Below are 25,454 nucleotides of genomic sequence, written 5' to 3'. Positions count from 1 at the left end.
AATTATGGCGTATTGAGCTTAATTATCCAGTGATCGTGATATTGATATTTTTTTGATAAATAAAAATAGGTATATTCAGATGAAATATACCTATTTTGTTTTTCATGTCTTTGAGCTTAATCATTAAGCTTTGCTGTCGCTGTTGATCGTCTTCCAAATTATAACGTTCCTGTTTCAGAGCGACTTAATTCCGCTTCTAAGCGACTTAAGTTATGTTGGTAAATTGGCTCATGGTTGGCTTTTGCTGCTTTCTTAAAATCAGCCAGTGCGCCTAGATTATCATTAGCCATTAACTTCATAACACCACGGTTATTGTAGGCATAAGCTCGCATTTGCATTGAGGGTAACTTAGCAGCCTTATTGGCCATTTCTACCGCTTCAGTACAAGCTGTTTCAGCAATATCAAACTTTGAAAGCTTAGTGTAGCCAACACAAAGACTCAAACTGCGAGTGTATTTGTCAATGACAGTGGCGGTGGCAGCTTCTGTTAGGGCGATGCCTTCACTGATGTCACCAGATTGAATGGCATCAACTCCAGGTGTGTCTTCAATAAGTACCATTTTATATTTGCTCGTTTCGATGGCATTGGCCATCACAGCAGAGCTTGATAATAATAAACTAGCTGCGGTGATGATAGAGAGTGTTGATTTTTTCATGGTTATATTCCTTTATAGGTAGTAGCTAGTTGCTACAGGGCTAATTTAGGAAAAAAGTCTGAGGCTGACAAACGAGATAAATCAATTTGATAAGTGAGATTTATTCACTCATGCAGTGGTTAACCTATTAGTCAGCCCTGGTGAGGTGGTTTAAAAATGGAAGCGGGCGACAACCCAATCAATAAGTAACTGCACTTCAGGCTTGGTGACATTGTTATGGTTGATCAGATAGTAGCGGTCGTGACTGGTTAAAGATTGCTCAAATAATGAAATTAACTGATTGTTTTCAAACCATGATTTACTGATAGGCAGTGGGATTAATGCGATGCCTAAACCTTGCTCAGCAGCTCTTGCGACGCTAAACATACTATCTAATTGAATGATTTGTTTGGGTTTGAAATGATCAAGGCCAACACTTTCAGCCCATTGATGCCAGGCATAGGGTCTTGCCTGATGCATGATTAACGGGACTTCTAACAGGGCGCTAAAGCCTTTATGTTCAAGCCTGTTAAACAGTGCTGGGTTACAGGCTGGAACATAATTAAGCGGAAATAAATCATACGATTTATCAGGGTCTTGGCGACTACCAGATAACACGATCGACAGATCTGTATTGGCCGTTTGTTTGGCGCGGGTTTTAACGGTTTCGAGCTTTAAATTAATATTAGGGTATTCGTTTGACCAACCCACCAATTGCGGTACAAACAGCTCACTGGCAAAAAATTCTGGCATGGAAATACTGACTTCATGCATGGTGTGGGCATTATTGAAGTTATTGACTGTTTCGGTCAGCTGCAACATTAACGGGGTAATTTGTTGATAAAAGCGCATCCCTGTTTCTGTCAAAGTGATTGAGCGAGTTTGGCGAATAAATAATTGCTGTTGTAGGTTTTCTTCTAGCTGTTTAATTTGATGGCTCACCGCTGAAGGGGTGAGAAATAATTTTTGAGCAGTCTCTTTAAAACTGAGACATTCGGCTGCAACACAAAAACAACGCAAACCTCGTAATGAGGTATGTAAAGGTAGCATTTAAAATCCTTTTTACTAAAGTCGATGCAGGCTAAGCAAAGACTAGACCAACTAAATATTGTAGATAAAACAGATATTTAAAAGTTTAATTATTAGTCACAGTTACCAATAGTGCTTCTTAAGCACTTATTTGGTGCATTAGCTTGATGTGGTGACTTTTCCTGAATAAGGTAAGGCCACATAAAATTAAGGCCTGCATTAGCAGGCCTTAATAGTTTCAGATCGTAATGGGGTTATAGCAGTGCTATTGCACTGTTACCTCAACCGATTCTTCAGTCTTAATTCCGCGCGGAGTGGTGACGGTTAAAGTAATCACATCTTCACCGGTTTCATCTGCTGCGGTATAGCTAAACTGAGTCGCTTCTACATCACATGACAATGGAGGCGTAATGCTTTTGTAACTGAAACAAGTCGCATTGGGTACGGCGTAGCCACTAAAGGTGATAGATCCATTGACTGCTGCAACCGTTAAAGTTGAACCTGCTGGCATCATTTGATTGGCACTGTCATACAGTTCAACATCAATACTCGTCATGCTACCAGAGCTAACAGTCAGCTTGTTATCTACAATGGGGCTTTCATCAACAGTCGGAATTATTTGAGCCGTTGAACCTGACATCGTTAATACCGTTGCGGCACGAATGTAAGTTTTATTGTTTTGCTCTTGTGATGTGCCGCAATTGCTGCCTTCACATTGTGGGCCGTTAAACAATGTATCACCGAGTTCATTGTAAGGCTTGCCTGTGGTATTGAAATAAGGTTCACCATCACGGCGAACACCTGACTCATCATCATCTCTAAAGGCATCACCTAAGTCACTAAAACCACCTTGATGGTAGGTTTCAATGTCCATACCGTTACCGGTACATGCTGTTTTTACGCCTTCGGTATCTAAACATGCCTCTGCGATTGCGCCGCCATCGGCATCATCATAGATATTATTACCATTGGTATCAAAGAAGGTCTCATGACCTAAGGCATAAGCCAATACGGTCACGCGATGATCTGTAGGACGTGGGTCGGTTGAAGTCCAAACCACTGAACAGCTGCCATTTACTGTTAAACATGACGGCTGAATTTGGCCGCCCTCGGTGGTGAAATTAACCGTAGTGTCATCAGGCGCTGGATTACCAAAGCTGTCAGAGGCATAGGCGGTCATGGTGACTTCAACACCGTTGACGTTAGCCGCTTCAGGGTTAAATAAAGAAGGAGAAATGTTAAAGCCCAGTTGTTGAGGTAGACCTGTATTAACCGTTAACTGTTCTGATTGGGTGGTAATGATGATGCCCGAATCTGTATCTTCTGCAGAGGCTGACACTCTCACTGGGGTCGGCACTGTGCCAGATTGCACTGTAACGCTAACTAATCCGTTGGCATTACTGGTCGCTTTTGCTGTGGTTTCATCATTGGCAAAAACTAAGCCGCCGATAACGGTGTCTAAACCAAAGGTTACCTTTTGCTGCGCTGCAGGTTGACCATTAGCGCTGCTGACTAAGAAAGTCACTAATGAGCTTTCAGTGGAACCAGTACCGCCAGCGCCTTTGATGCGAATTTGATTTGGCTCTGCAGAGATAAAGCTCAAGCTACCTAAAGTTTGGCGCTCTAAAGAGAAATCGAAGTTGGCGTTGTAGGTGTCATTACCAATAACGGCTGCAGCGATAATTCGTTGGCTGCGAATACTGTTGCCACTGCAACTGCTATCTTGAAAGGTTGAGTTGGCTCTGCCTGAGGATGTCGTAACCGGGGTATCAAGACTCGCATCGCCATTGGCGACACAATCAGAACTAAACGATACGCTTACGGGGGTCTGTAATGGCTCGAATGTACCGTCAGCCGCTTCAATAATCACATCAGCATAAACGCCAAAACTTGCCCCTGCACCGATGGTGTAGGTTAGAGGATCTGCGTCGGGGTCATCAGCGATTAAGGTTGAACCTAGCTTATCTTCGATGAATGTGTCAGGGTCAACAATATAACCAAACTTAATCGTACCTTCAGGGATCACTTCATCGCCACTTAGCACTTCATAGGCACTGCTGCCTGAAACAGTGGTGCCATCAACGTCAGTGCTGGCAATTAAGTTATAAGCACCAAGTTCACTGCTGCTTGGGGTATAACTGACACTGGCAATACCATCAGTAGAGGTTAAGGCGGTATTTGGCGATAAACTGGCGCTGCCAGCCTGGAAGCTCACTAATTGATTCGCTAATGGTTGATTGCTGCCATCTAAAACTGCTGCCGTAAGCAACACGGCTTGATCAATTTTAAAACGGGTAACCGTTTGCCCTGCCTGAGTAATACTGGCATTGACTGTGATAGTTTCAGGTGTTGGCGTGGTGGTTGAATTAATAAATTCAAAATTACGCGAGGCAGAAACACTGTCATCAGTTTCGGATTCAGTATCTGTAGGGGTATGAGACACCACTAAGGTACCTGCGCCGACAGCATTATCTGTGGTGCTGATGAATACGCTGGCGATACCACTGCTGTTTGTTAGTGTGCTATCGACACTGGCTTGACCAAAACTTGGGGCAAAGCTGACAATGGCGCCACTGACATTACTATTGGATTGCTTTAACTGGGCTACTGCGCAAAAACTCTCAGTTACATCAAAGCGTAATTCATCAGTGGTTTCAGCGCATTGACCATTAACAACGCTTTGGTAGCTTAGGCTAATGCTGTAACTGCCTTCGCCTCCACTGCCAGTATCGTTATCATCAGAAGGCCCATTACAAGCGGTCATTAAAAATAGTGAAGCAATAGAAAAAGGCAGTGCACGTATTATTGTATTTAGTGGCATCAGCAACATCCTTGTAAGTGGTGTTTATTCGGTTATTCCAGCACGTAAATATTTAAACAACTCGATAAATGATTTTGACTCAGGGCCTTTAGCGAGTTCTTTATTGGTTTGTCTGATTAATTGACGTAACTTTTGACGCTCAAAACTTGCGTATTCAGCCAGTAAAGCTTCAACTTCTTCGTTTGGGTTTTCTAATAAGCGGGCACGTAACTTCTCAATTTTATGAACCTGTGCAGATTCATTATTGTTTTTATTCAATACATTATCGATTGATTTAATGATTGGCTCATGATCATAGCCACGCATTAGTTTGCCAATGTATTGTAAATGACGACGATAGGCTTCTGTTTTTTGCTTAATATTTTTGGCTTTTAATACTGCATCGTATAAAAACTCTTCTAGCTCGACTTTATCAAGCTGCGTTTTACTTAATGCAATTAAGCGCATGCCAAGCTCTTGAGCTTCTTCGCTTTCTTTTTTAAATTCTGTTCTGCTGACGTATTCATCGTCATTGTCGTATGGCTGTTTAAAGTGATCTGAATCGCCGACAATTTTCATAGTAATAAACCTCTCATAAATATCGGCGAATAATAGCACTTTCAGGGTGGTGTAGGCCACTGTATAACGGGTTTTCAAGCTTAAGCCGATGAATATTTTTTAAATATGTTAAGGCTGGTCAATCTTTGATGCTTACCATCGTCTTCAGCTTGCCAAAAGAGCAAGCCTGTAGAGACCGATTTATCAACCAGCTTCATAGAATCAATCTGCGAGAATTCAATATGATACTCACTGATTAACTTAAGGTTAGTTTATTTAGCGCCATTGTGGTGGGTAAATCCTTGTTTTGATGGTTATCAATACAGTTTTGAATTTGATATGCTAAGCCTAACAATGGAAACTAAAGAGTAAATTTGTGTCTACCAATAATATTGATACTGAATTAACGGCGTTACAAGATGCCGTTGCTGTCGCATTAGAGCATGCAAAAAAGTTAGGCACGAGTGCGGCTGAAGTTGCCATTAGCAAACAACAAGGTTTGTCGGTTTCAACCCGTGAAAAAGAAGTTGAAACCGTTGAATTTAATAAAGATGGTGCTTTAGGTATTACGGTTTATCGTGATGGTTGTAAGGGCAGCTCTTCAACTTCTGACCTTAGTCCTGAAGCCATTGCCGTTGCCGTTAAAGCCGCTGATGATATTGCCCGTTATACCTCATCAGACCCTTTTAGTGGCCTTGCTGATAAAGCGTTAATGGCGCAAACCATCCGCGATTTAGATTTATACCATCCTCAAGATATTACTCCTGATGAACTAGCTCAATTAGCCATTCGCGCCGAAGAAGCCAGTTTGTCAGTAGACAGTCGGGTGCAGCATTCTGATGGCGCGACCGCTAATGCTCATACTGCAGCCAAGGTCTATGGCAATAGTCACGGATTTTTAAAAGGCTATTGCAGCTCACGCTATAGCTTAAGTTGTGTGGTGATCGGTGAAGAAGACGATGGCAACATGCAGCGTGACTATGATTACACCATTGCACGTAAATATAATGAGTTAATGACGCCTGAGTCAGTGGGGATTTTAGCCGCTAACAAAACGGCTAGTCGTCTCAATGCCCGTAAAATTCCCACGGCTAAACTGCCTGTACTATTTTCGCCTGAAATCGCCACTGGTTTAATGGGTCATTTGATCGGTGCGATAAGTGGTAGCAGTCTGTACCGTAAATCGAGTTTTTTACAAGATTCGATTAATACGCAGCTGTTTCCTGAATGGTTTAACATCGAGGAAAACCCACATCTTATTGGCGCTTTAGCCAGTGCAAATTATGATAGTGAAGGTGTGGCTACCCAGCAGCGTAATATTATCGATGCTGGCCATTTATCCACTTACCTGCTAACCAGTTATTCAGCGCGCAAGTTAGATTTAGTCAATACAGGTCATGCTGGTGGCATTTATAACTGGACCTTAAGTCATAGCGGCCAAACCTTTGATGAATTAGTAAAAGCCATGGGCACAGGTCTTATCGTCACAGAAGTGATGGGCCAAGGTGTCAATATGGTCACAGGCGATTACTCTCGCGGCGCTGCTGGATTTTATGTTGAGAACGGTGAAATTCAGTTCCCAGTAGAAGAAATCACCATTGCAGGCAATTTAAGAGACATGTTCATGGGCATTCAAGGTGTGGCTAAGGATAGAGACTTACGTTCATCTATTCGCACTGGCGGTATCTTACTGAGTGAAATGAAAATAGCCGGTAGCTAAGCGCTGCGCTGCAGTAATAAGTTTACTGTCTTAACCTTTAAAACACCGACTTGTCGGTGTTTTTTTGTTTTTGTCAGAGTAATGGAACCCTCTAATTTACATAGTCTTTATGAGCTTTACACTTCTTGACAATCGATTACGCTCAAGCTTAGTCCTATCCATTAATATGTAGTTAAATCGTTAATGGAGTTGTTATGTTTGATAAAAAAATGTGTGGATTAATGATGTTGGGACTGAGCTCCTTAACTCTGATGGGCTGTGATTCTTCTGATAGTGATGATAACAGTGAAACTGATAGTGCTTATATCCAGTTTTATAATGCGTCGGCTAACAGCACAGCCACATCATTGGTGATGGACGAGTATGAATACACTTCGGTGGCGTTTAGCGACAGTATGCCCCGCTATAGTTACGCTACTGGTAGTGTCACCATGGAGATCTATGGTTCAGATGAAAATGGTGATTCAAGCAGTATTTATTCTGAGGACATGGATCTAGATAAAGAAGAGAATCATTTATTTGTCCTTTATGGTGATTATCACTCGCCGGAGCTACTCAAGGTTATTTATGACCGCGCGGATATGGATGACCTCAATAGCGATGAAGATAATGAATACAGTAAAATGCAGGTGCTGGTTGCCAATGTTACTGCAGAGGAAATGGCATTTGATGCTTACATTTCCCTCGACACTGACTCATACGCCGATGCCACTATGATTGGTAGTGTCGATTACCGTGGGGTCACCTCAGAATTGATGCTCGACACTGATGACTATATTGTTTATCTCACCGACAAGGGTACAGATAATGTGGTCTACACCACAAGCAGTATGAGCTTAACCACAGAAACTGTTTATAAATTTATGATTAGAAACAGTTTTGGTTCAGGTGATTTAAAAGTGGTGATCGACAGTGTCGATTCAACCACAACGCCAACGTCTTACACTAACATCGATGCTACTGCAGATTTTCGGGTCTTTAACGGGCTAGAGCAACGTAGTTTAGATGTCGATGTGATCAGTAAAGCTGAGTCGCATTACTTACTTGATATCGCTCCTTTTACTGTAAGCGATTACCAACAAACCGGTTTTAATGATTATGGCGTCAGTGTCACAGATTCAGCCACTGCAGAAATACTGTTAGACAATGTACTAGTGACCTTTAATCAAGATGATGTCCGTACCTTATTGCTATACCAAGATGACACAATTAAAGGCATGGTCATTGAACATGATTTGCGCCCAAGAGCCTTTGAAAACAACGTTGATATCGTGAATTTATCGCAGGATTATGATGATTTAAGCGTGTATTTTGTTCGCAGCTCGGAGACGATTGAGTCGGCAGAATATAGCATCACGGATTTGGATTTTACCGATCAAGATAGCTTAGTATTACTCCATGATAATTATGAAGTTAATGTGGTTTATGAGTCAGATAACGGTACTAAAACCTTATTATATCAATCTGATTTTATTAGCTTTGACGGTGAAAGTAATTACAGCTTTGTATTAATGCCAGATAGCAGCAGCTCTTTTGGGTATAACTTGGTACAGCTTTAGTTATTGAGAGTCATAAAAACAGTAAATCAATCAAAATGCCGATAAATATTATCGGCATTTTTTTAAATTTGAGTCTCGCTGCGAGCTTTAACAGCAATTAATTATGTCATTCAAGTTGCCGTTAACGCCATATTAAACAATCGCTTAAAGGCATTTTCAAAAGCAGTTTGTACATCCTCAACACCCTGTGGCGGTAGTTGATTGATCATGTGTGCATAAGACACCGCTTGATGGGCATAGCAAACGACTTCAGCGATATTCCATGCGTCATGTAATTGCTCTATTGAGAGTAAATGGCGCCATTGTGATAAGTACTGATGAACTACAGCCTGTTGTTCATTAGTGGTTTTCATTCGATATAAGTAAGTGCCATCAATAAATGGGTGACTAATACAGCCATCACTCCAGTCAAAGAAAATATGCCGACCGTTTACCTTAGCGATGTTCTCAATGTGTAAATCACTATGCACTAGCGTATTGGGTAAATTGAATTGCGCCAAGGCTGTAATTGAGTGTTGAAGTGAGATTAATATCGCCTGATATTGTTGATGGGTAAGCGCCATCGACGTTGGCAGCCTTGTTAAAATACTGTCATCATCAAATATGCTTTTGAGTTGTAGCGGTAAGTTGTGTATATCGCGAGTTAAACAACCTGATTGAGCTATTGCGTCAATATGATCAGCACTGTGTATTTGCATTTGTGCAAACGAAGCAAAAGCCTCAGCCCATGCGGTGAGCTGCACAGTATCTTCATAGGCTACGCCAAAATCCTCTGTCAGCATCCATTGCTTTGCTTCATCAATCGCTATCACTTTGGCCGACTGTTGCGGAAATAATTGACCCAGCTTTTGACAAAGTTTCGCTTCATTTGAAAATAATGGTAAATAAGCCGTCGCTTTAAAATACACATCACCTTGAGTGGTTGCTTGCTGTAAAACCTGCCCTAGAGACCAGCACTTTATTTCTACAAGGTCACCTATTGGCTCAATATTATGAGCTGCCAATACAGATGTTACCCAAAGGTTTGCTGCTTTAGGCCAACTTGAAGCTTGCCATGTTTGCAAGGGGAGTTGATGAGGTGTTTGTTGATTCTGTTGCAGACGCTTTTGCGCTATGGGGGAAGTCATTATTTGGATTCTATTGTTGTTATTGTTGCTTTTAGCATAGCCTTACCGATATCTAAAATGTGAATATACGTTTGCTTACGATTAATGTTAACGATTAAGTAATTGATAAGTATGAGTACTTTAAGGGTTTTCTTTATCGCTCCACACACTGGTATTGCACTTTTAATCATATAGACATTAAATATATTTACATAAATGTATCATTGAATCTTTAATTGCCACAAGCAACTATCAATCGACAATATCAATAATAAGAGAGAAGGTATGAAAACACAGATGATTACAGCCATCATAGCAAGTTTATTGTTATGTTCTGTATCTACAATGACGCTTGCTGAAGAGCAAGCTACAGCTAAAAAGCAGGATTATAGTCGTCACATTCCTGTCGACAGTAGTGTTGTCACCAGCCATAAAACTAAAGTGAATGGCAATAGCTTCTCCTATACCGCAACGGTTGGCACTCAGCCTGTATGGAATAAAAAAGGCGAGGCGGTTGCGACATTAAGTTATACCTATTATCAAAGAGATAATGTAAAAGATACTGCCAAAAGACCACTACTGATTTCATTTAACGGTGGCCCTGGTTCTGCTTCAGTGTGGATGGATATTGGTTATACCGGCCCGCGTGCAATTAATGTTGATGATGAAGGTTACCCGCTACAACCTTATGGGGTGAAAACTAATCCATACTCGATTTTAGATATTGCAGACATTGTTTATGTAAACCCGGTTAATACTGGTTATTCAAGAGTGCTAGCTAATAAAGACGGCGAAATGCCGAGCAAAGATGAGCAGCAAGAGATGTTCTTTGGGGTTAACGCTGACATCAAATATTTAGCTGAATGGGTCAATACCTTTGTCAGTCGTACTGAACGCTGGCGCTCACCTAAATATCTGATTGGTGAAAGCTATGGCACCACCCGAGTTGCTGGGTTGGCACTTGAGTTACAAAATCGCCAATGGATGTATGTGAATGGGGTTATTTTAGTCTCGCCGACTGACATGGGTATTGAGCGCAAAGGCCCGGTTAAATCAGCTAACCGCTTACCGTATTTCGCAGCAGCGGCTTGGTATCACAAAGCCTTAACTGCTGAACTTCAACAAGCCGACCTTGCTGATTTTTTGCCTGAAGTTGAAGCCTTTACCATTAATGAATATATCCCTGCACTAGCTATGGGCGGCTTTATCGCTCCAGATCATAAACAAAAAATTGCAGAGAAAGTGGCGCTGTATTCAGGCCTCAGTGTTGATGTTATTTTGAAATCAAACCTTGATGTGTCAACTCGATACTTTTGGAAAGAGTTACTGCGTGAGCGTGGGCAAACCATTGGCCGTTTAGACTCACGTTATATTGGCATAGATAAACAAGATGTCGGTGATAGCCCAGACTTTAACGCTGAACTTATGTCTTGGTTACACTCCTTTACCCCTGCAATTAATGCTTACATGCGTGAAGAGCTAAATTACAAAACCGATGTAAAATATTACATGCTGGGTGATGTACACCCGTGGGATCGCACCGAAAATAAAACCGGTGAAAACCTACGTCAGGCGATGGCGCAAAACCCATATTTAAATGTGTTATTTCAAGCGGGTTACTATGACGGCGCGACGAACTACTTCGATGCCAAATATAGCATGTGGCAATTAGATCCGAGCAGCAAAATGAAACAACGCCTTAGCTTTAAAGGCTACCGCAGCGGTCATATGATGTATTTACGTGCCGAAGATTTAAAGCAATCAAATCAAGACTTACGTGAGTTTATTGAGAACAGTTTGCCAAAAGAAGATGCGGCAGCAAAATATTAACTGCTAATGTTTAAAAATAGCAAAGTCGCACTCATTTTAGGTGGCTGAGCTATTGATTAAAGAGGAGCTTCGGCTCCTTTTTCGATATTAAACTCAGCGAAATGAATGCGAATAAATAGCTGTGTGCACAATGCCATTTTAAGATTGTAATTTAACCAATTAGCGATTAAATAGTCCGTTGTAATATGGCTTCAATAAGCATAAGAATAATAAGTTGGAGTGTTAAATGAGAGTAAGCAAGTTATCTGCAATATCGTTAGCCATCACATTGGTTATGAGTATGCAGGCACAGGCCAAAGCCGTAACGACACAAGACGTGACAGCGAATGAGTTTTCATGTGAAGGCAAAACCACTGTTCCTATCTATGAGATCCAAGGCGCTGGTGAGATGAGTCCATTTATCGCTGCAGGCGCGGATGAATCCATTCATGAAGTGACCACTAAAGGTGTGGTTACTGCGCGGGCAGAAAGATTATATAAAGGTTTTTTTATTCAAGATCCCCAAGGTGACGGCTCGCCTTTGACATCTGATGGTATTTTTGTCCATTGGGGAGACACTGCGCCAGCAGAAATTGTCCCGGGGATGCAGATTTGCGTCACTGGTAAAGTACAAGAATATGCAGGCTTTACCCAAATCAATATTGCACAGCAGCAACAATTTCACTTAGGTAACTATGTTGGTGAGTTGCCAGCGACCCCGTTACATATTGCTGATGGTCAATCACTTGCCGAAGCGCTGGAGCGTGTTGAAGGCATGAAAGTGCTATTAGACACCGCAAGTGACATGAAAGTTACCCGTTCATTTAGCCTAGATTATGACTCATATCGCAACAACATGGTGTTATCACATAAAGCGCCACTGATGAAAGCCACGCAGGTTTATGCACCATTATCAGCAGAGGCGATAGCATTGAATCGCGCCAATATCGCCAACCAGCTGGTGGTTGAGTCAGACTATAAAGCTGAACATGGCGAGGTGCCGTATTTCCCAAGCTTTAATGCCGATAACGGCTATATTCGGGTTGGCGATCAGTTGACCAATATTGAAGGTGTGATTGGCTATAGTTATGAGCAATATCGCTTTATGCCAACCAATGACATTAGTGCCAGTGATTTTATTCGCCATCATGATCGCACCGTAGCGCCAGCCATTGCGGCCCAAGGTGACTTACGGGTAGCAAGTTTTAATGTACTGAACTTCTTTAATAGTGAGTTTGGCGGTGATAAAAACCCATTAGGCCACAATCGCGGGGCAAAGCTTGAGTCTGAAATGCTGCTGCAGCGCACAAAAATCGTGAATGCGATGGCGGCGATGAATGCCGATATTATTGGCTTAATGGAAGTTGAAAATAATGGCTTTGGTAAGTTAAGTGCCATTCAAAATCTAGTTGATGCCCTTAATGCCAAGCTGGCACCTGAGCAGGCTTATCAATTTGTTAAAGTCACTGACAATGACGGTTTCATCGGCACTGATGCTATCGCAGTCGGCATATTATATCGACCCGCCGTTGTTGCTTTAGCTGACGCAGCTCAAATAATCGCGACCCCTGAGCAACACGTGGCAGAAGGAGCGCTAACCCGTATCAATGAGGGCGTAACAGAAACAAATCCCGCCTACCATAAATATCAGCGCCACAGCCTAATGCAAAGCTTTAGCATTAATGGTAACAAGCTGACGATTGTGGTTAATCATTTTAAATCTAAAGGCTCAGGCTGTTTAGAAGATTGGTTAAGCTTTAATGAAGATTCAGAGCCTGTAGATTTACAGGGCAAGTGTAATGCCTTTCGCGTTTCTGCTGCTAAAGTGATCGGTGAGTCGGTAACCGGCTTAGACGGTGATGTGCTGGTGATTGGCGATTTAAATGCCTATGGCAAAGAAGATCCGTTAGCAGTACTCACTGACTATGATGCCAGCCTAACTGAACATGTGATAAAAACCGCCTCACACACCAGCTTAAATGGCGCAGAGCATGATGCACAAGGACGTGTGATTGATAAGGGCTATGGGCTAATCAACTTAAACACCCAAGCACATGGGCCTGCTACATACTCGTACAGTTATGGTGGTGAGTTAGGTAATTTAGACCATGCTTTAGGTAATACAAGCTTAGCGGCTCGGGTAGTGGCGATTGAAGACTGGCATATCAATGCGGTTGAATCGAGCTTGTTTGAATACAGTAGCAAATACACCGGCGATTTAGTTAAGTCTGACAATGGCTATTCATCATCAGATCACGATCCGGTGATCATCGCCCTGGCATATCCCGAAGTACAGGATACTAAAGATGCAGATGTTATAATGACAGCCAAAGATGATGGCGGTAGCTTAGGTTACTTAGGCTTATTGCTCTTGTCTGCTTTAGGTTTTCGCCCTAAAGCCTAATCGATGTATTATTTAATAGAAATTATTATCATTTAAAATCGGTGGTGGTTTGTAAATTTTTTGAGCGTATTTTATTGCGCTTTGTGCTTGCTTTACAGGCAATTTACTTTAAATCACCGTGATAAAAAAAACGCCTGTTATAGTGTTGTGCTAGTAATTGCACCATTTAATGGCTGTGTTTTTTGAGTGTTAAAGAGAGTCGAAAAGTTGAATACCGTAACCGCTCCAATGTTAAAAAAGCGAATTGATAGTATCGATATTATGCGCGGCATTGTAATGCTTATCATGCTGCTGGATCATGTTAGAGAGCGGTTTTTCTTTCATGAGCAAGTCACCGATCCGATGACACTGGATAGCACCAGTACCGGATTATTTATAAGCCGATTTGCTGCGCATTTTTGTGCGCCTACTTTTGTGTTTTTAACCGGAGTATCAGCGTGGTTATATAGCCATCCGCAATTTGGCCCACAGCGCTCCGCAAGGTCATTTTTAATCAAGCGTGGCCTGTTTATTATCGCATTAGAGTGCACAGTGATTACGTTTCAGTGGATGGGCAATTACGAGATGATTTGGCTGCAAGTCATGTGGGCAATTGGCATCAGTATGTTGGCGCTAGCGTTATTAATCGGTTTACCAAGATTTTGGCTTGGGCTTATTGGCTTAGTGATCGTATTTGGTCATAACATGCTTACGCCCATTAGCTTCTCGCCAGGGGAGTGGGGTTATACGTTATGGGCCATATTGCATGACCGCGGCAATATCTTAACCAATGACTTTATCGGCATTAGAGCCAGTTATCCGGTACTACCTTGGATTGGGGTGATTTTGTTAGGCTATGTGATAGCACCGATTTACAGTGCAAGCTTTGATGATAACAAACGTCATAACCTGCTCATTGGGCTTGGCTTAAGCTGCTTTGCGATTTTTGCAGTCTTACGCGGTTTTAATATTTACGGCGAAACACTTGATTGGCAGCAAGGTGAAACCCTAGTAATGACATTAAAGTCGGTATTTAACTTAACCAAATATCCACCTTCATTGGACTTTTTACTGGTGACTCTTGGCGGCACATTATTGTGTTTACGGACGCTTGAAAAGCTGAACCCGCGCTATGGTAAAGTGTTATCAACCTTTGGATCAGCGCCAATGTTTTTCTATATTGTGCACTTATATTTATTACTGTTTATGTACCGCTTTGCCGTTAATGTCATTGGGCCTAACTATGGCGATTTATATGGCTTTACCGATATAAGCTGGGTGTGGGCGGTGACGGTGATATTGGCGCTGCTGTTGTACTTTCCAACTAAGTGGTTTAGTCAGTACAAGCATCAAAGTAAACAGGGCTGGATTAAGTATTTCTAGACAATGGCGTTAACCAAAATGTTGTGGTTAATCAGTAGATAGTAAAAAGGCGCATTAAGCGCCTTTTTCGTTTTATGTGTGGATTTAGGATTAGTCGATTAAGTCATATTGCTCGGCTAAAACGTTAATAATATCCGCTTTTGGGTTGTCAGGTAGCGAGATGCTAGTGCCGGTTACCTTTTCTGCCACGCCAGTGTATGTGCGAGAGACATTCATCATCGCATCTAATGGTAAGTCGTTATCACGGGCGAGGGCTTCACGCTCAGGCATTCTATCTTTGTTAAGCAGAATATCGGCATCGTCAAAATGATTGAGCAGAAATTGACGAAAGCCTTCTTTGGAGTTTTCAACAATCTTGCTATCACGATACGCTGCGCCATCCCAAATACGTGACGAGTCTGGTGTGCCCACTTCATCCATGTAAATCAGTTTGGAGTTACCGTCTTTGTCATTGACGTAGCCAAATTCAAATTTAGTATCGACAAACATTTGGTCGTGGGTGGCTAGCGCATCTGAGATGACCTTAAAGCCTTGCTTTAATAATACTTCATATAAGTCGATATCGGCTGGTTTTTCAAAGCCAAAGGCTTGGTAGTTGGCTTCAATATCGGCGCGGCTAATGTTGACATCATCTTGCTCAGGCACACCTGGAATACCGGTTAAAATGCCTTTGGTTGAAGGGGTTATCAATAACTCTGGTAGTTTTTGATCTTTGGTTAACCCTTCAGGCAGTGTGATACCGCAAAATTCGCGTTCGCCTTTGGCATAAGCGCGCCACATTGAACCGGTAATGTATTGACGACAAATCGCTTCAACTTTAATTGGACGCGCTTTTTGCACAATCCATACAAATGGGTGTGGGATATCAAGAATATGGCTATCGGCTAAACCATTTTCAGCAAACAACTTAAACCAATGATTAGAGATAGCGTTAAGTGCCGCCCCTTTACCTGGAATGCCCTGTAAATTACCTTCACCATGAAAAATACAATCAAATGCTGAAATGCGATCGCTGATCACCATTATCGCTAATGGGGTATCAGCTGGCACGTTATAGCCTTTATCGGCAATTAAGCGGCGGCTATCAGCCTCAGTTAACCAATATACACTGCGAACTTTACCGCTGTGTACTGGCTTATCGGTTCGGATCGGCAAATCGTTATTGATAGCGAGAACTGAATCAGCAAGACTCATGGCCAGTATTCCTTAAGAAATTGAGTGTAGGAAGATATCCTTTATTGATAAGGATAGTTAGGTATTTTTATGGCGGCTATTTTACCTGTATTAAGGCAGATTTCCATGCTTATCAGGCGGCTAAACTCTTAATCCTGTATAGCGAATACTGAGGCAAATTAAACTCGCTATTCGCCATTGGCTTTATTGGCATAGCTCTTTAGAATGAATTTTCTGCAGCTTTACCATTAAAGAGCGAATATCTTGTGAGCCATACCCGTTTAGGTCTTATGTTTGTCAGCGTTGCCGTTGTGTTTTGGGGGATATTACCCATAGCGCTTAAGTTATCCGGAGGGTTTATTGATCCGGTTACGTTAACTTGGTTTAGGTTTTTAGTGGCCTTTGTGGTGACCTTTATTCTGCTATGGCGCTTTGGTAATTTGAAGCAATTTAGTCAACTGCAGGGGGGTGATTGGCTAAAGCTTGCTGCTGCAGGTATTTTACTGATGCTCAATTACACCTCTTTTGTGTATTCACTGGATTACTTATCACCAGGTACTGCGCAACTTAACTTTCAAACTGCACCGTTCTTTTTAGCCTTTGGTGGCGCACTGTTTTTTAAAGAGCGGCTCACGGCGGTGCAGCTAAGCTGTTTTGCAGCTCTGGCATTAGGGGTGTTGCTGTTCTTTCACCCAAGCCTTGATGTGTCGGCAGAAAATAGCAGTCAAATTCTATTTGGGGTGCTGATTGTGCAGTTTTCAGTGTTGTCGTGGACGAGTTATGCCTTACTGCAAAAGTCATTGTTTACTAAGCTAACACCCAATAATGTGTTGCTATGTATCTATGGCTTAGGGATCCTTGTGATGGCGCCTTTTAGCGAGTTTAGTCACTTTGGGCTTATGGATAGCAGCCATTGGTTGATCGTCGGTTTTTGTGCCATCAATACCTTAATTGCTTATGGCTGTTTTGGTCAGGCGATGAAGTACTGGCCCACGGCGCAAGTGAGTGCCATGCTCGCGCTGACGCCAGTGCTCAGTTTTAGCGTTAACGCTTTAGTGGTGTATTTAGGCTGGTGGCCTGAGGTGTTTAAGGTTGATGTGATTGATCTGTGGTCGCTGCTGGGGATTGTATTGATTGTTGGCGCTGTGTTTACCATGCAACTATGGCCCTTGTATTTGGGCAACAAGCAAAAGCGGCAAGCCCATGTCGAAGGCGAAAGCGTTTAAGACCAAAGCGTTTATCGCAATAACTTTAGCGTTATTAGTGCTTGTAGGATGAGTTTTATTTCAGCCATAAAAAATGGAGCCACAAGGCTCCATTTTTATGCGTTAAACCAACGTTAGTTGGACTGCAAGTATTTACTCGCTGTCACGTGGCTTACGTGGACGGTCGCTACGAGGGCGGTCACTACGTGGACGATCACCACGAGGGCGGTCGCTACGAGGACGGTCACTACGTGGACGACGTGGTGCTTCAGCTGGGAAAGAGGCATCACTCGCTTCACGAATGTTTAATGCTTTACCACAAACACGTACTTTTCTTAAGTGGCCTAGTACATCTTTTGGCATGCCGTCTGGCAAGTCAATTGAAGTAACTTGATCAAATAATTGAATTTGACCAATGAACTGGCTGTCAATGTTTGCTTCGTTAGCGATGGCGCCAACGATATTACCTACACCAACACCGTTATCACGACCTACATCGATTACGTAACGGCACATTTTAACATCAGGCTTATCTTTCAGGCCTTCAGCGCTACCAAAGCTTGTTGGCAATGGACGGCTGCCGCGTGAATCACGACGAGGACGCTCACGACCAGCGTCGCGAGGACCACGATCATCACGGTCACGTGAATCACGTTGACGCTCTTGAATCGCAGGAAGTTGTAATGGACGCTCAGCCTGTACTTGTTGAAGTAATGCTGCTGCGAGTAAGTCAGTGTCAATTTCAAGCTGCTGACATAACTGAGCCACTGCATTTTTCATGAAATCTAAGTCACCGTTAACGGTTTCTTGGATTTGCTCACCTAAGCGTGATAAACGACGCTCAGCAACAGTTTCAGGGCTAGGTACTTTCATTGGCGAGATACGGCTGTTCGTTGCACGTTCGATAGTGCGAAGCATACGCATTTCACGGTTGGTAACGAAAAGAATTGCCATACCAGTACGACCAGCACGACCTGTACGGCCAATACGGTGTACATAAGCTTCTGAATCATATGGGATATCGTAGTTAACTACGTGACCAATACGTTCAACGTCAAGACCACGGGCCGCAACGTCAGTAGCAATTAGGATGTCTAACTTGCCGCGTTTAAGTTGGTCAACAGCACGTTCACGAGCTTGTTGGTTCATATCACCGTGTAATGGTGAAGATGCATAGCCACGCGCTTCAAGTTTTTCAGCAAGTTCAACACAGCTGTTACGGGTACGTACGAAGATGATAATACCTTCAGTATTTTCAACTTCTAAAACACGTACTAACGCTTCAAGTTTGTTGTGTTGTGATACTTGAACATAACGCTGATCAATTGACTCAACAGTAGTATGGCTAGCAGCAATACTAATGTGAACAGGGTTGTTTAAGTGCTTGTTCGCAACGCGCTTGATTTGCTCTGGCATAGTCGCAGAGAAAAGGGCAAGTTGACTGTCTTTTGGTTTGTGCTCAAGAACCCATTCGATATCATCGATGAAGCCCATTTTTAGCATTTCATCAGCTTCATCAAGAACAAGTGCTTGTAGTGCATCAAGTTTAAGAGTGCCACGACGCATGTGGTCCATTACACGACCTGGCGTACCAACAACAACTTGTGGGCCACGACGTAGCGCACTTAATTGTTGATGCATGCTTTGACCACCATAAATAGGTAGTACATGGAAGCCTTTCATGTGTTTAGCGTAGCTACCAAATGCTTCAGCAACCTGAACAGCAAGTTCACGTGTTGGTGCAAGCACTAGGATTTGAGGAGCATTCAGCTTTTGGTCAACATTACTTAGTAAAGGCAGTGCGAAAGCACCTGTTTTACCTGTACCTGTTTGAGCTTGGCCTAAAATATCTTTACCTTCCATTAAAGGATCGATACTAGCAGACTGAATTGGAGTTGGTTTTTCGTAACCTAGATCGTCAAGGGCACGAAGCAAATTCTCGGATAAACCAAGTTCGCGGAAAGTTCTTTCATCGGATGACATTGAGTTGTAGCCTTGTGGATGCGTACGAAGTTATTGGCATTCGTACTAGAGTTTCACAGACAGAAAATCAACCCCGTGTCGATTTCCCGCGTCAAAGGGGCGATATTATAGCAAGCTTTGGCCTCGTTGACTATCTAATTTTAACAAATAACTAAAATTGGCCTGATTATTGTAGCGCTTACTGAGCGATTAACTAAGTAACTTTTGACGTAATTAAATCAGAAACGGTTGTTTTATGGCCGTGATTCATTTAATCCATTTTTTATAGCGGATAAACAAGCCTTTTCGCAAATGCAGTTGCAGTAATCGCCTTAGTGCTCAATTTCTAGCGCTTTACAATGATGCGCTGTTTATCCAGTTTAAGTAGCGTGAATGCCGTTTCAGTGACTGCTGCTAAAAAGTTAATATCGATAGTATCTAAGGTGTCTTCAACAGTGTGATATTGCTTATGGGTTGGCACGCCTAAATAGAGCCAAGGAATACCAGCTTTGTGGAACGGGTAATGATCTGATGCTCGCAGCCAATTAATTTTGAGCATACTGCCATCATTTAGCCTTGAACGACTCTGTCTCACACATAGATTATTATAGTCTTGGAGCTGGTGTTTTATCTGCTTAAATTGAGATACATTTTGCTCCCCTTCAATATAAATGGCTTTGGGTCTAGAAGGGTGGCCAATCATGTCTAAGTTTAGCGACATTTCTAGCTGCATATCTGGCAGTGTTAACAGTTGCTGAACTAGCGCGTATGAGCCAAATAACCCCGGCTCTTCAGCATCGGTGGCAACTAGCATTAAGTTAACCGCCGGATCGCCATCTTGCTGCCATTGCTTTGCAATCGCTAACATTGCAGCAATGCCTGAAGCATTATCATCAGCCCCAGCAAAGACTTTACTGCCACGACTGCCTAAATGGTCATAGTGGGCGGTAATAATGCGCCAGCGCTGGGATGCTTGCTTTGATTTAATCGTGGCAATGAGGTTAATACCCTGTTTATCAGCAAAGTTTTGCCGATAAACAAATGGCAGCATAAATTCTTTTTGCCAAGGTGATAACCCCAGTTCAATAAAGCGCGCACTTAGGTATTGGCGGGTTTTTTCTGCACCTATGGTATTGGTTTTACGGCCAGCCAAATCATCACTGGTTAATATGCGAATATCTTCGATGAGTTGATTTTTATCAGCCCATTGACTGGAAGTGTCATTTCCACAGTTTTGCGAAGCGCAGCCGCTTAGCAAAAAACACAATGCCACTGGCGTCAATCTAATCGATACAGTGAAACAGGGTGGTTTTTGAAAATGATATTTTTGCAGAAATGATGCTAATACCGAGGATAAATAAGCCAGAGTATTTTGGTAAAATTCCATTTATATCCCTCTGGCTTGATGAGTAAACTAACTCAATGGTGCGCATACCGCAGCAGGTGTATTCTGTGCAATTACTAACAGTGTAATCGCTATTTGGCTTTAGTGGCCTTCTTTGCTGGAGTTTTCTTCACGCTACTTTTATTGGTGACACCTTTATTAGCGACACCTTTTGGGGCCGCAGCCTTCTTGGTCAATAGCGGCTTTAAAAAGCGTGCAGTATGGGATGTTTTATGTTTTGCCACCTCTTCAGGGGTTCCGCTTGCCAAAATAGTGCCGCCGCCGGAGCCGCCTTCAGGGCCTAGATCCACTAGCCAATCTGCCGTTTTAATCACATCAAGATTATGCTCAATGACCACTATGGTGTTGCCTTTGGCTTTTAAGCGATGCAGTACATCTAGTAGCAGCTGAATATCAGCAAAGTGCAAGCCTGTAGTGGGCTCATCAAGAATGTATAAGGTTTTGCCGGTATCACGTTTGGATAACTCTTTTGCTAACTTCACTCGTTGAGCTTCACCACCGGACAGTGTTGTCGCACTTTGACCTAAACAAATATACGCCAAGCCTACATCCACTAAGGTTTGCAGTTTTCTTGCTATCGCAGGGATTGGATCAAAGAAAACACGCGCTTCTTCAATGGTCATTTGCAGCACTTCGTGAATATTTTTGCCCTTGTATTTAACATCTAAGGTTTCGCGGTTATAGCGTTTACCTTTACAGGAATCACAAGGCACATACACATCTGGTAAAAAGTGCATCTCAACCTTTATTAAGCCATCACCCTGACAGGCTTCACAGCGGCCACCTTTAACGTTAAAAGAGAAGCGACCCGGTAAGTAACCGCGGCTTCGAGACTCTTGAGTTGCAGCAAATAATTCACGAATAGGGGTAAATATGCCGGTGTAAGTAGCAGGATTTGAACGCGGTGTTCGCCCGATTGGGCTTTGATCAATATCAACCACCTTATCGCATTGCTCCATGCCGGTAATGCTTTTATGGGCTGCTGGCTCATCAATGGTAGCGCCGTTTAGCATTCTGTGGGCAATTTTATAAAAGGTGTCGTTAATTAAGGTTGATTTACCCGAACCTGATACCCCAGTAATACAGGTAAATAAACCAATAGGAATGGTTAAGTCGACATTTTTAAGGTTATTACCAGTGGCGCCGCATAGCTCAATGACTTTTTTCGGATCCATTGGGGTGCGTTTATCACTAATGTGGATTTGCTTGGTGCCAGAAATATATTGGCCAGTGACAGACTCTTTACAGTCGAGAATGGCCTGCAGAGGCCCAGAGCAAATGATTTCGCCGCCGTGAACGCCTGCGCCGGGGCCAATATCAATCACATGATCAGCCATGCGAATTGCGTCTTCATCATGCTCAACCACAATCACGGTATTACCGAGATCACGCAGGTGTATTAGCGTTTGCAGTAAACGTTCGTTATCGCGCTGATGCAAGCCAATTGAAGGTTCATCCAGCACGTACATTACGCCCACAAGGCCGGCACCAATTTGACTGGCTAAGCGAATACGCTGGGCTTCACCCCCTGATAAAGTATCTGCTGAGCGGTCTAAGCTTAGGTAGTTAAGACCGACATTGACCAAGAAGCCTAAACGATCGCCAACTTCTTTAAGAATTTTTTCAGCGATCTGCGCTTTTTGCCCTTCGAATTTAATCTCAGTGAAATAGCTCATGGCTTCACCGATGGACCACTGAGTCAGCTGCGGTAAGTTTAACTCGCCAATAAATACGTTACGGGCTTCTTCACGCAAACGCGAGCCGTCACAGCTTTTACAGGATTGGGTATTAATAAACTTTGATAGCTCTTCACGTACCGAATTACTTTCAGTTTCGCGGTAGCGGCGATCCATATTATTGAGGATCCCCTCAAATGGATGATTACGAATAACCACATCACCACGATCGTTAATGTACTTAAAGGCAATGTTTTGCTTACCTGAGCCAGATAGAATAATTTTTTGTACTTTAGCGCTTAACTGCTCAAAGGGGGTTTCGACATCAAATTTATAATGTTCAGCTAAGGAGCTGAGCATTTGAAAGTAATAGAAATTACGTTTATCCCAGCCTCTAATCGCCCCGCCTGCTAATGACAGCTCGCTATTGGCAATCACTCTTTCTGCATCAAAGTACTGCTGCACACCTAAACCATCACAGGTTTGACAAGCGCCAGCGGGATTATTGAATGAGAAAATACGTGGCTCAAGCTCTGCCATGGAGTAGCCACAATATGGACAGGCAAAGTTAGCCGAGAACATCAACTCGTCTGCTTCTCCGGCCATGTCGGCAATAATAGCAATACCGCCTGATAACTCTAACGTCGTTTCAAAAGACTCAGCTAAGCGCTGCTTTAAATCATCACGCACTTTAAAGCGATCAACCACCACTTCAATGGTGTGTTTAACATGTAGCTCAAGGGTTGGCGGATCGGATAAATCACAAACCTCACCGTCAATTCTGGCGCGCACATAACCTTGAGCAGCCAAACTTTCGAGTAATTTTACATGTTCACCTTTACGGGCTTTGACCACGGGAGCTAATAGCATTTGGCGACTGCCTTCAGGCAGTTCCAATACTTTATCTACCATTTGGCTGACCGTTTGCGCGGTTAATGCTTGGCCGTGGGTTGGGCAGCGCGGCTCACCAACACGGGCAAACAGCAGTCTAAGATAATCATAAATCTCAGTGATGGTACCCACGGTTGAGCGTGGATTATGGGATGTGGATTTTTGCTCAATTGAAATAGCAGGACTTAAGCCTTCGATATGATCCACATCAGGCTTTTCCATCAAACTTAGAAACTGGCGCGCATAGGCTGATAGTGACTCAACATAACGGCGCTGGCCTTCGGCATATAAGGTATCAAAGGCTAACGATGACTTACCTGAGCCAGATAAACCTGTGATGACAATAAGTTTGTCTCGGGGGATGGTTAAATCAAAGTTTTTAAGATTGTGGGTTCGTGCACCGCGAATTTCAATGGTATCCATTCATCACTCTAGAGGTTGTTTTAGCTACCTTGTCAAAGTAGCAAAATTTGAGTTAGCTTAGTAAATAGCCGTTAGTGTATCGTTAATTAACTCGCTTATACAGTGTTTTATACAGTGTTGGTGACACTAAATGTACCCAGGGAGCCAGACTAATAGCGGCTGAAACCATAAAAAAACGACTGGGATATAAAACACATTATAACCTGTTTGTTTAACCTTATTAACAAATACGACAAACAGTTGCCTATTGGTTCATTATTCCTTTTGAGCTAAATTAGAACGCTGTGATAATATGCGCAACTCGCATTTTTCTATAGATACACAATTTAAGGGCAACTGAATGGCCAACAATGGATTATCAGGCATTGAGAAGAAAGTCGCGTTTTCGTTAGCCAGCGTGTTTGGTTTACGAATGATGGGCTTATTCATGATCATGCCCGTATTCGCGCTTTACGGCCAACATTTAGAGGGTTTTTCACCTCTATGGGTGGGTATCGCTATCGGTGCTTATGGCTTGACCCAAGCGGTGTTACAAATTCCCATGGGCATGTTGTCAGATAAATATGGCCGTAAGCCGATTATTTTGGCTGGGCTGGTGGTGTTTGCTATAGGTAGCGTGGTTGCTGCAATGTCAGATCATATTTATGGGGTTGTGCTTGGCCGAGCCATTCAAGGGATGGGTGCTATTGCCGCTGCAGTGTTAGCGCTGGCCGCCGATTTAACCCGCGATGAGCAACGCACTAAAGTGATGGCTATTATTGGCATGTGTATTGGTTTCTCGTTTGCATTGTCATTGCTTGCAGGGCCGATAGTGGCCCAATATGCAGGTTTAGAAGGGCTATTCTTTTTAACCGCTATCTTAGCGGTAGTGGGCATGATCATTGTGCAGGTGTTGGTACCTAACCCAGTCTCACAAGCGCCCAAAGGCGATACTGTTGCTACGCCCACTAAATTAAAGCGTATGTTAATGGACCCGCAACTGTTCAGACTCGATGCAGGGATTTTTATTTTGCATTTAGTGCTTACCGCCGTATTTGTGGCCTTGCCATTAGATTTAGTGGATGCAGGTTTAGTAAAAGAAAAACACTGGATGCTGTATTTCCCTGCCTTTATCGGCGCGTTTTTCTTAATGGTGCCGTTAATTATTATTGGTGTTAAACGTAACAACACTAAAACCATGTTCCAAATATCACTAATGATCATGATGCTGGCATTGGCAGCTATGGGATCTTATGCTGATAACCTCTGGGTATTAAGTGCCGCTGTGGTGTTATTTTTCACTGGTTTTAATTATCTTGAGGCGTCATTGCCTAGTTTAATTGCTAAATTTTGTCCGGTGGGCGATAAAGGCTCAGCTATGGGCGTTTATTCCACTAGCCAATTTTTAGGGGCATTTTGTGGCGGTATGCTAGGTGGCGGAGCTTATCAGCTGGTTGGCGCTGCAGGGGTATTTTATGTGGCACTTGGACTGATGTTTATTTGGTTATTATTAACCATAGGCATGGAAAAACCCGTACTGCTAAAAAGCTATACCCTTGAGGCACAAGTTAAAGATAGAAATCAGGCGAAAGACATGGCAACCCAGCTATCACAGCTATCTGGGGTAGCAGAAGCCATTGTCGTCATGGAAGAGAGAGCAGCTTATTTGAAAGTTGATGATCAATTCGATTTGAGTGAAGCGCGAGCTGTGTTAGGCTCTGTCAATTAGATCGTTTTGATCGCTCAGTTTTGTAATTT

General features: G+C 42.8%; 16 protein-coding genes. 7 read left to right on the top strand and 9 right to left on the bottom strand.

Annotation, left to right across the window (positions count from 1 at the left end):
* Window positions 1-158: 158 nt before the first annotated feature.
* The 4 genes from BCU57_RS14675 to yjgA all read right to left on the bottom strand — a co-directional run bounded on the left by BCU57_RS14675 (window position 159) and on the right by yjgA (window position 5,043).
* Window positions 159-656, bottom strand: a complete 498-nt coding sequence (locus BCU57_RS14675) for a hypothetical protein (RefSeq protein ID WP_102439988.1) — start codon at window positions 654-656, stop codon at window positions 159-161.
* A 150-nt stretch (window positions 657-806) separates the two neighbouring features.
* Window positions 807-1,685 (bottom strand): LysR substrate-binding domain-containing protein, encoded by an 879-nt coding sequence (locus tag BCU57_RS14670; RefSeq protein WP_102439987.1) that lies wholly within the window; start codon window positions 1,683-1,685, stop codon window positions 807-809.
* Window positions 1,686-1,929: 244 nt separating this feature from the next.
* The gene (locus tag BCU57_RS14665; RefSeq protein ID WP_102439986.1) at window positions 1,930-4,485 is read right to left on the bottom strand and encodes an Ig-like domain-containing protein; all 2,556 of its coding nucleotides are present in this window, start codon (window positions 4,483-4,485) and stop codon (window positions 1,930-1,932) included.
* A 24-nt stretch (window positions 4,486-4,509) separates the two neighbouring features.
* A complete protein-coding gene (yjgA, locus tag BCU57_RS14660) occupies window positions 4,510-5,043 on the bottom strand; it encodes a ribosome biogenesis factor YjgA (protein WP_102440045.1) in 534 nt (177 codons plus the stop codon).
* A 355-nt stretch (window positions 5,044-5,398) separates the two neighbouring features.
* Here yjgA and pmbA point away from each other — a divergent pair, with 355 nt between their 5' ends.
* Window positions 5,399-6,742, top strand: a complete 1,344-nt coding sequence (pmbA, locus tag BCU57_RS14655; RefSeq protein WP_102439985.1) for a metalloprotease PmbA — start codon at window positions 5,399-5,401, stop codon at window positions 6,740-6,742.
* A 194-nt stretch (window positions 6,743-6,936) separates the two neighbouring features.
* On the top strand, window positions 6,937-8,301 hold the full coding sequence (locus BCU57_RS14650) for a hypothetical protein (RefSeq protein WP_102439984.1): 1,365 nt from the start codon (window positions 6,937-6,939) through the stop codon (window positions 8,299-8,301).
* Window positions 8,302-8,411: 110 nt separating this feature from the next.
* Here BCU57_RS14650 and BCU57_RS14645 read toward each other — a convergent pair whose 3' ends face one another.
* Window positions 8,412-9,428 (bottom strand): phosphotransferase, encoded by a 1,017-nt coding sequence (locus BCU57_RS14645; protein WP_102439983.1) that lies wholly within the window; start codon window positions 9,426-9,428, stop codon window positions 8,412-8,414.
* A 324-nt stretch (window positions 9,429-9,752) separates the two neighbouring features.
* Between BCU57_RS14645 and BCU57_RS14640 the strand changes: the two genes are divergently transcribed.
* The 3 genes from BCU57_RS14640 (at window position 9,753) to BCU57_RS14630 (ending at window position 14,982) form a co-directional block, all read left to right on the top strand.
* The gene (locus tag BCU57_RS14640) at window positions 9,753-11,237 is read left to right on the top strand and encodes a S10 family peptidase (RefSeq protein WP_241903575.1); all 1,485 of its coding nucleotides are present in this window, start codon (window positions 9,753-9,755) and stop codon (window positions 11,235-11,237) included.
* A gap of 274 nt (window positions 11,238-11,511) precedes the next feature.
* Entirely contained in the window at window positions 11,512-13,620 is a 2,109-nt protein-coding gene (locus BCU57_RS14635) for an ExeM/NucH family extracellular endonuclease (RefSeq protein WP_413211458.1), read from the top strand.
* Between the two features lie 228 nt (window positions 13,621-13,848).
* The gene (locus BCU57_RS14630) at window positions 13,849-14,982 is read left to right on the top strand and encodes a DUF1624 domain-containing protein (RefSeq protein WP_102439980.1); all 1,134 of its coding nucleotides are present in this window, start codon (window positions 13,849-13,851) and stop codon (window positions 14,980-14,982) included.
* A 90-nt stretch (window positions 14,983-15,072) separates the two neighbouring features.
* On the opposite strand, the gene BCU57_RS14625 is transcribed toward BCU57_RS14630, so the two are convergent.
* Window positions 15,073-16,176, bottom strand: coding sequence for a phosphoribosylaminoimidazolesuccinocarboxamide synthase (locus tag BCU57_RS14625; protein WP_102439979.1), 1,104 nt, complete (start codon window positions 16,174-16,176; stop codon window positions 15,073-15,075).
* A gap of 269 nt (window positions 16,177-16,445) precedes the next feature.
* Here BCU57_RS14625 and BCU57_RS14620 point away from each other — a divergent pair, with 269 nt between their 5' ends.
* Entirely contained in the window at window positions 16,446-17,381 is a 936-nt protein-coding gene (locus tag BCU57_RS14620; RefSeq protein WP_102440044.1) for a DMT family transporter, read from the top strand.
* Window positions 17,382-17,513: 132 nt separating this feature from the next.
* On the opposite strand, the gene BCU57_RS14615 is transcribed toward BCU57_RS14620, so the two are convergent.
* The 3 genes from BCU57_RS14615 to uvrA form a co-directional block, all read right to left on the bottom strand.
* Entirely contained in the window at window positions 17,514-19,343 is a 1,830-nt protein-coding gene (locus BCU57_RS14615; protein WP_102439978.1) for a DEAD/DEAH box helicase, read from the bottom strand.
* A 325-nt stretch (window positions 19,344-19,668) separates the two neighbouring features.
* The gene (locus BCU57_RS14610; RefSeq protein ID WP_102439977.1) at window positions 19,669-20,709 is read right to left on the bottom strand and encodes a M20/M25/M40 family metallo-hydrolase; all 1,041 of its coding nucleotides are present in this window, start codon (window positions 20,707-20,709) and stop codon (window positions 19,669-19,671) included.
* Between the two features lie 89 nt (window positions 20,710-20,798).
* Window positions 20,799-23,717, bottom strand: a complete 2,919-nt coding sequence (uvrA, locus tag BCU57_RS14605; protein WP_102439976.1) for an excinuclease ABC subunit UvrA — start codon at window positions 23,715-23,717, stop codon at window positions 20,799-20,801.
* A gap of 340 nt (window positions 23,718-24,057) precedes the next feature.
* On the opposite strand from uvrA, the gene BCU57_RS14600 reads away from it, so the two are divergent.
* Window positions 24,058-25,425 carry an MFS transporter gene (locus BCU57_RS14600; protein ID WP_102439975.1) on the top strand — a complete coding sequence of 456 codons (1,368 nt, stop codon included), beginning with the start codon at window positions 24,058-24,060 and terminating at the stop codon, window positions 25,423-25,425.
* The last annotated feature ends 29 nt before the right edge of the window (window positions 25,426-25,454 follow it).

It is taken from the genome of Shewanella sp. 10N.286.48.B5, assembly GCF_002874355.2.
Taxonomy (GTDB): Bacteria; Pseudomonadota; Gammaproteobacteria; order Enterobacterales; family Shewanellaceae; genus Shewanella.
This window is presented reverse-complemented; position numbering and strand designations above follow the sequence as displayed.

What these genes read in the sequence shown, in the direction of transcription:
- BCU57_RS14675 (WP_102439988.1), bottom strand. Translation starts at nt 656, where the DNA reads ATGAAAAAATCAACACTCTCTATCATCACCGCAGCTAGTTTATTATTA.
- BCU57_RS14670 (WP_102439987.1), bottom strand. Translation starts at nt 1,685, where the DNA reads ATGCTACCTTTACATACCTCATTACGAGGTTTGCGTTGTTTTTGTGTT.
- BCU57_RS14665 (WP_102439986.1), bottom strand. Translation starts at nt 4,485, where the DNA reads ATGCCACTAAATACAATAATACGTGCACTGCCTTTTTCTATTGCTTCA.
- yjgA (WP_102440045.1), bottom strand. Translation starts at nt 5,043, where the DNA reads ATGAAAATTGTCGGCGATTCAGATCACTTTAAACAGCCATACGACAAT.
- BCU57_RS14650 (WP_102439984.1), top strand. Translation starts at nt 6,937, where the DNA reads ATGTTTGATAAAAAAATGTGTGGATTAATGATGTTGGGACTGAGCTCC.
- BCU57_RS14645 (WP_102439983.1), bottom strand. Translation starts at nt 9,428, where the DNA reads ATGACTTCCCCCATAGCGCAAAAGCGTCTGCAACAGAATCAACAAACA.
- BCU57_RS14640 (WP_241903575.1), top strand. Translation starts at nt 9,753, where the DNA reads ATGACGCTTGCTGAAGAGCAAGCTACAGCTAAAAAGCAGGATTATAGT.
- BCU57_RS14635 (WP_413211458.1), top strand. Translation starts at nt 11,512, where the DNA reads ATGAGTATGCAGGCACAGGCCAAAGCCGTAACGACACAAGACGTGACA.
- BCU57_RS14630 (WP_102439980.1), top strand. Translation starts at nt 13,849, where the DNA reads ATGTTAAAAAAGCGAATTGATAGTATCGATATTATGCGCGGCATTGTA.
- BCU57_RS14625 (WP_102439979.1), bottom strand. Translation starts at nt 16,176, where the DNA reads ATGAGTCTTGCTGATTCAGTTCTCGCTATCAATAACGATTTGCCGATC.
- BCU57_RS14620 (WP_102440044.1), top strand. Translation starts at nt 16,446, where the DNA reads ATGTTTGTCAGCGTTGCCGTTGTGTTTTGGGGGATATTACCCATAGCG.
- BCU57_RS14615 (WP_102439978.1), bottom strand. Translation starts at nt 19,343, where the DNA reads ATGTCATCCGATGAAAGAACTTTCCGCGAACTTGGTTTATCCGAGAAT.
- BCU57_RS14610 (WP_102439977.1), bottom strand. Translation starts at nt 20,709, where the DNA reads ATGGAATTTTACCAAAATACTCTGGCTTATTTATCCTCGGTATTAGCA.
- uvrA (WP_102439976.1), bottom strand. Translation starts at nt 23,717, where the DNA reads ATGGATACCATTGAAATTCGCGGTGCACGAACCCACAATCTTAAAAAC.
- BCU57_RS14600 (WP_102439975.1), top strand. Translation starts at nt 24,058, where the DNA reads ATGGCCAACAATGGATTATCAGGCATTGAGAAGAAAGTCGCGTTTTCG.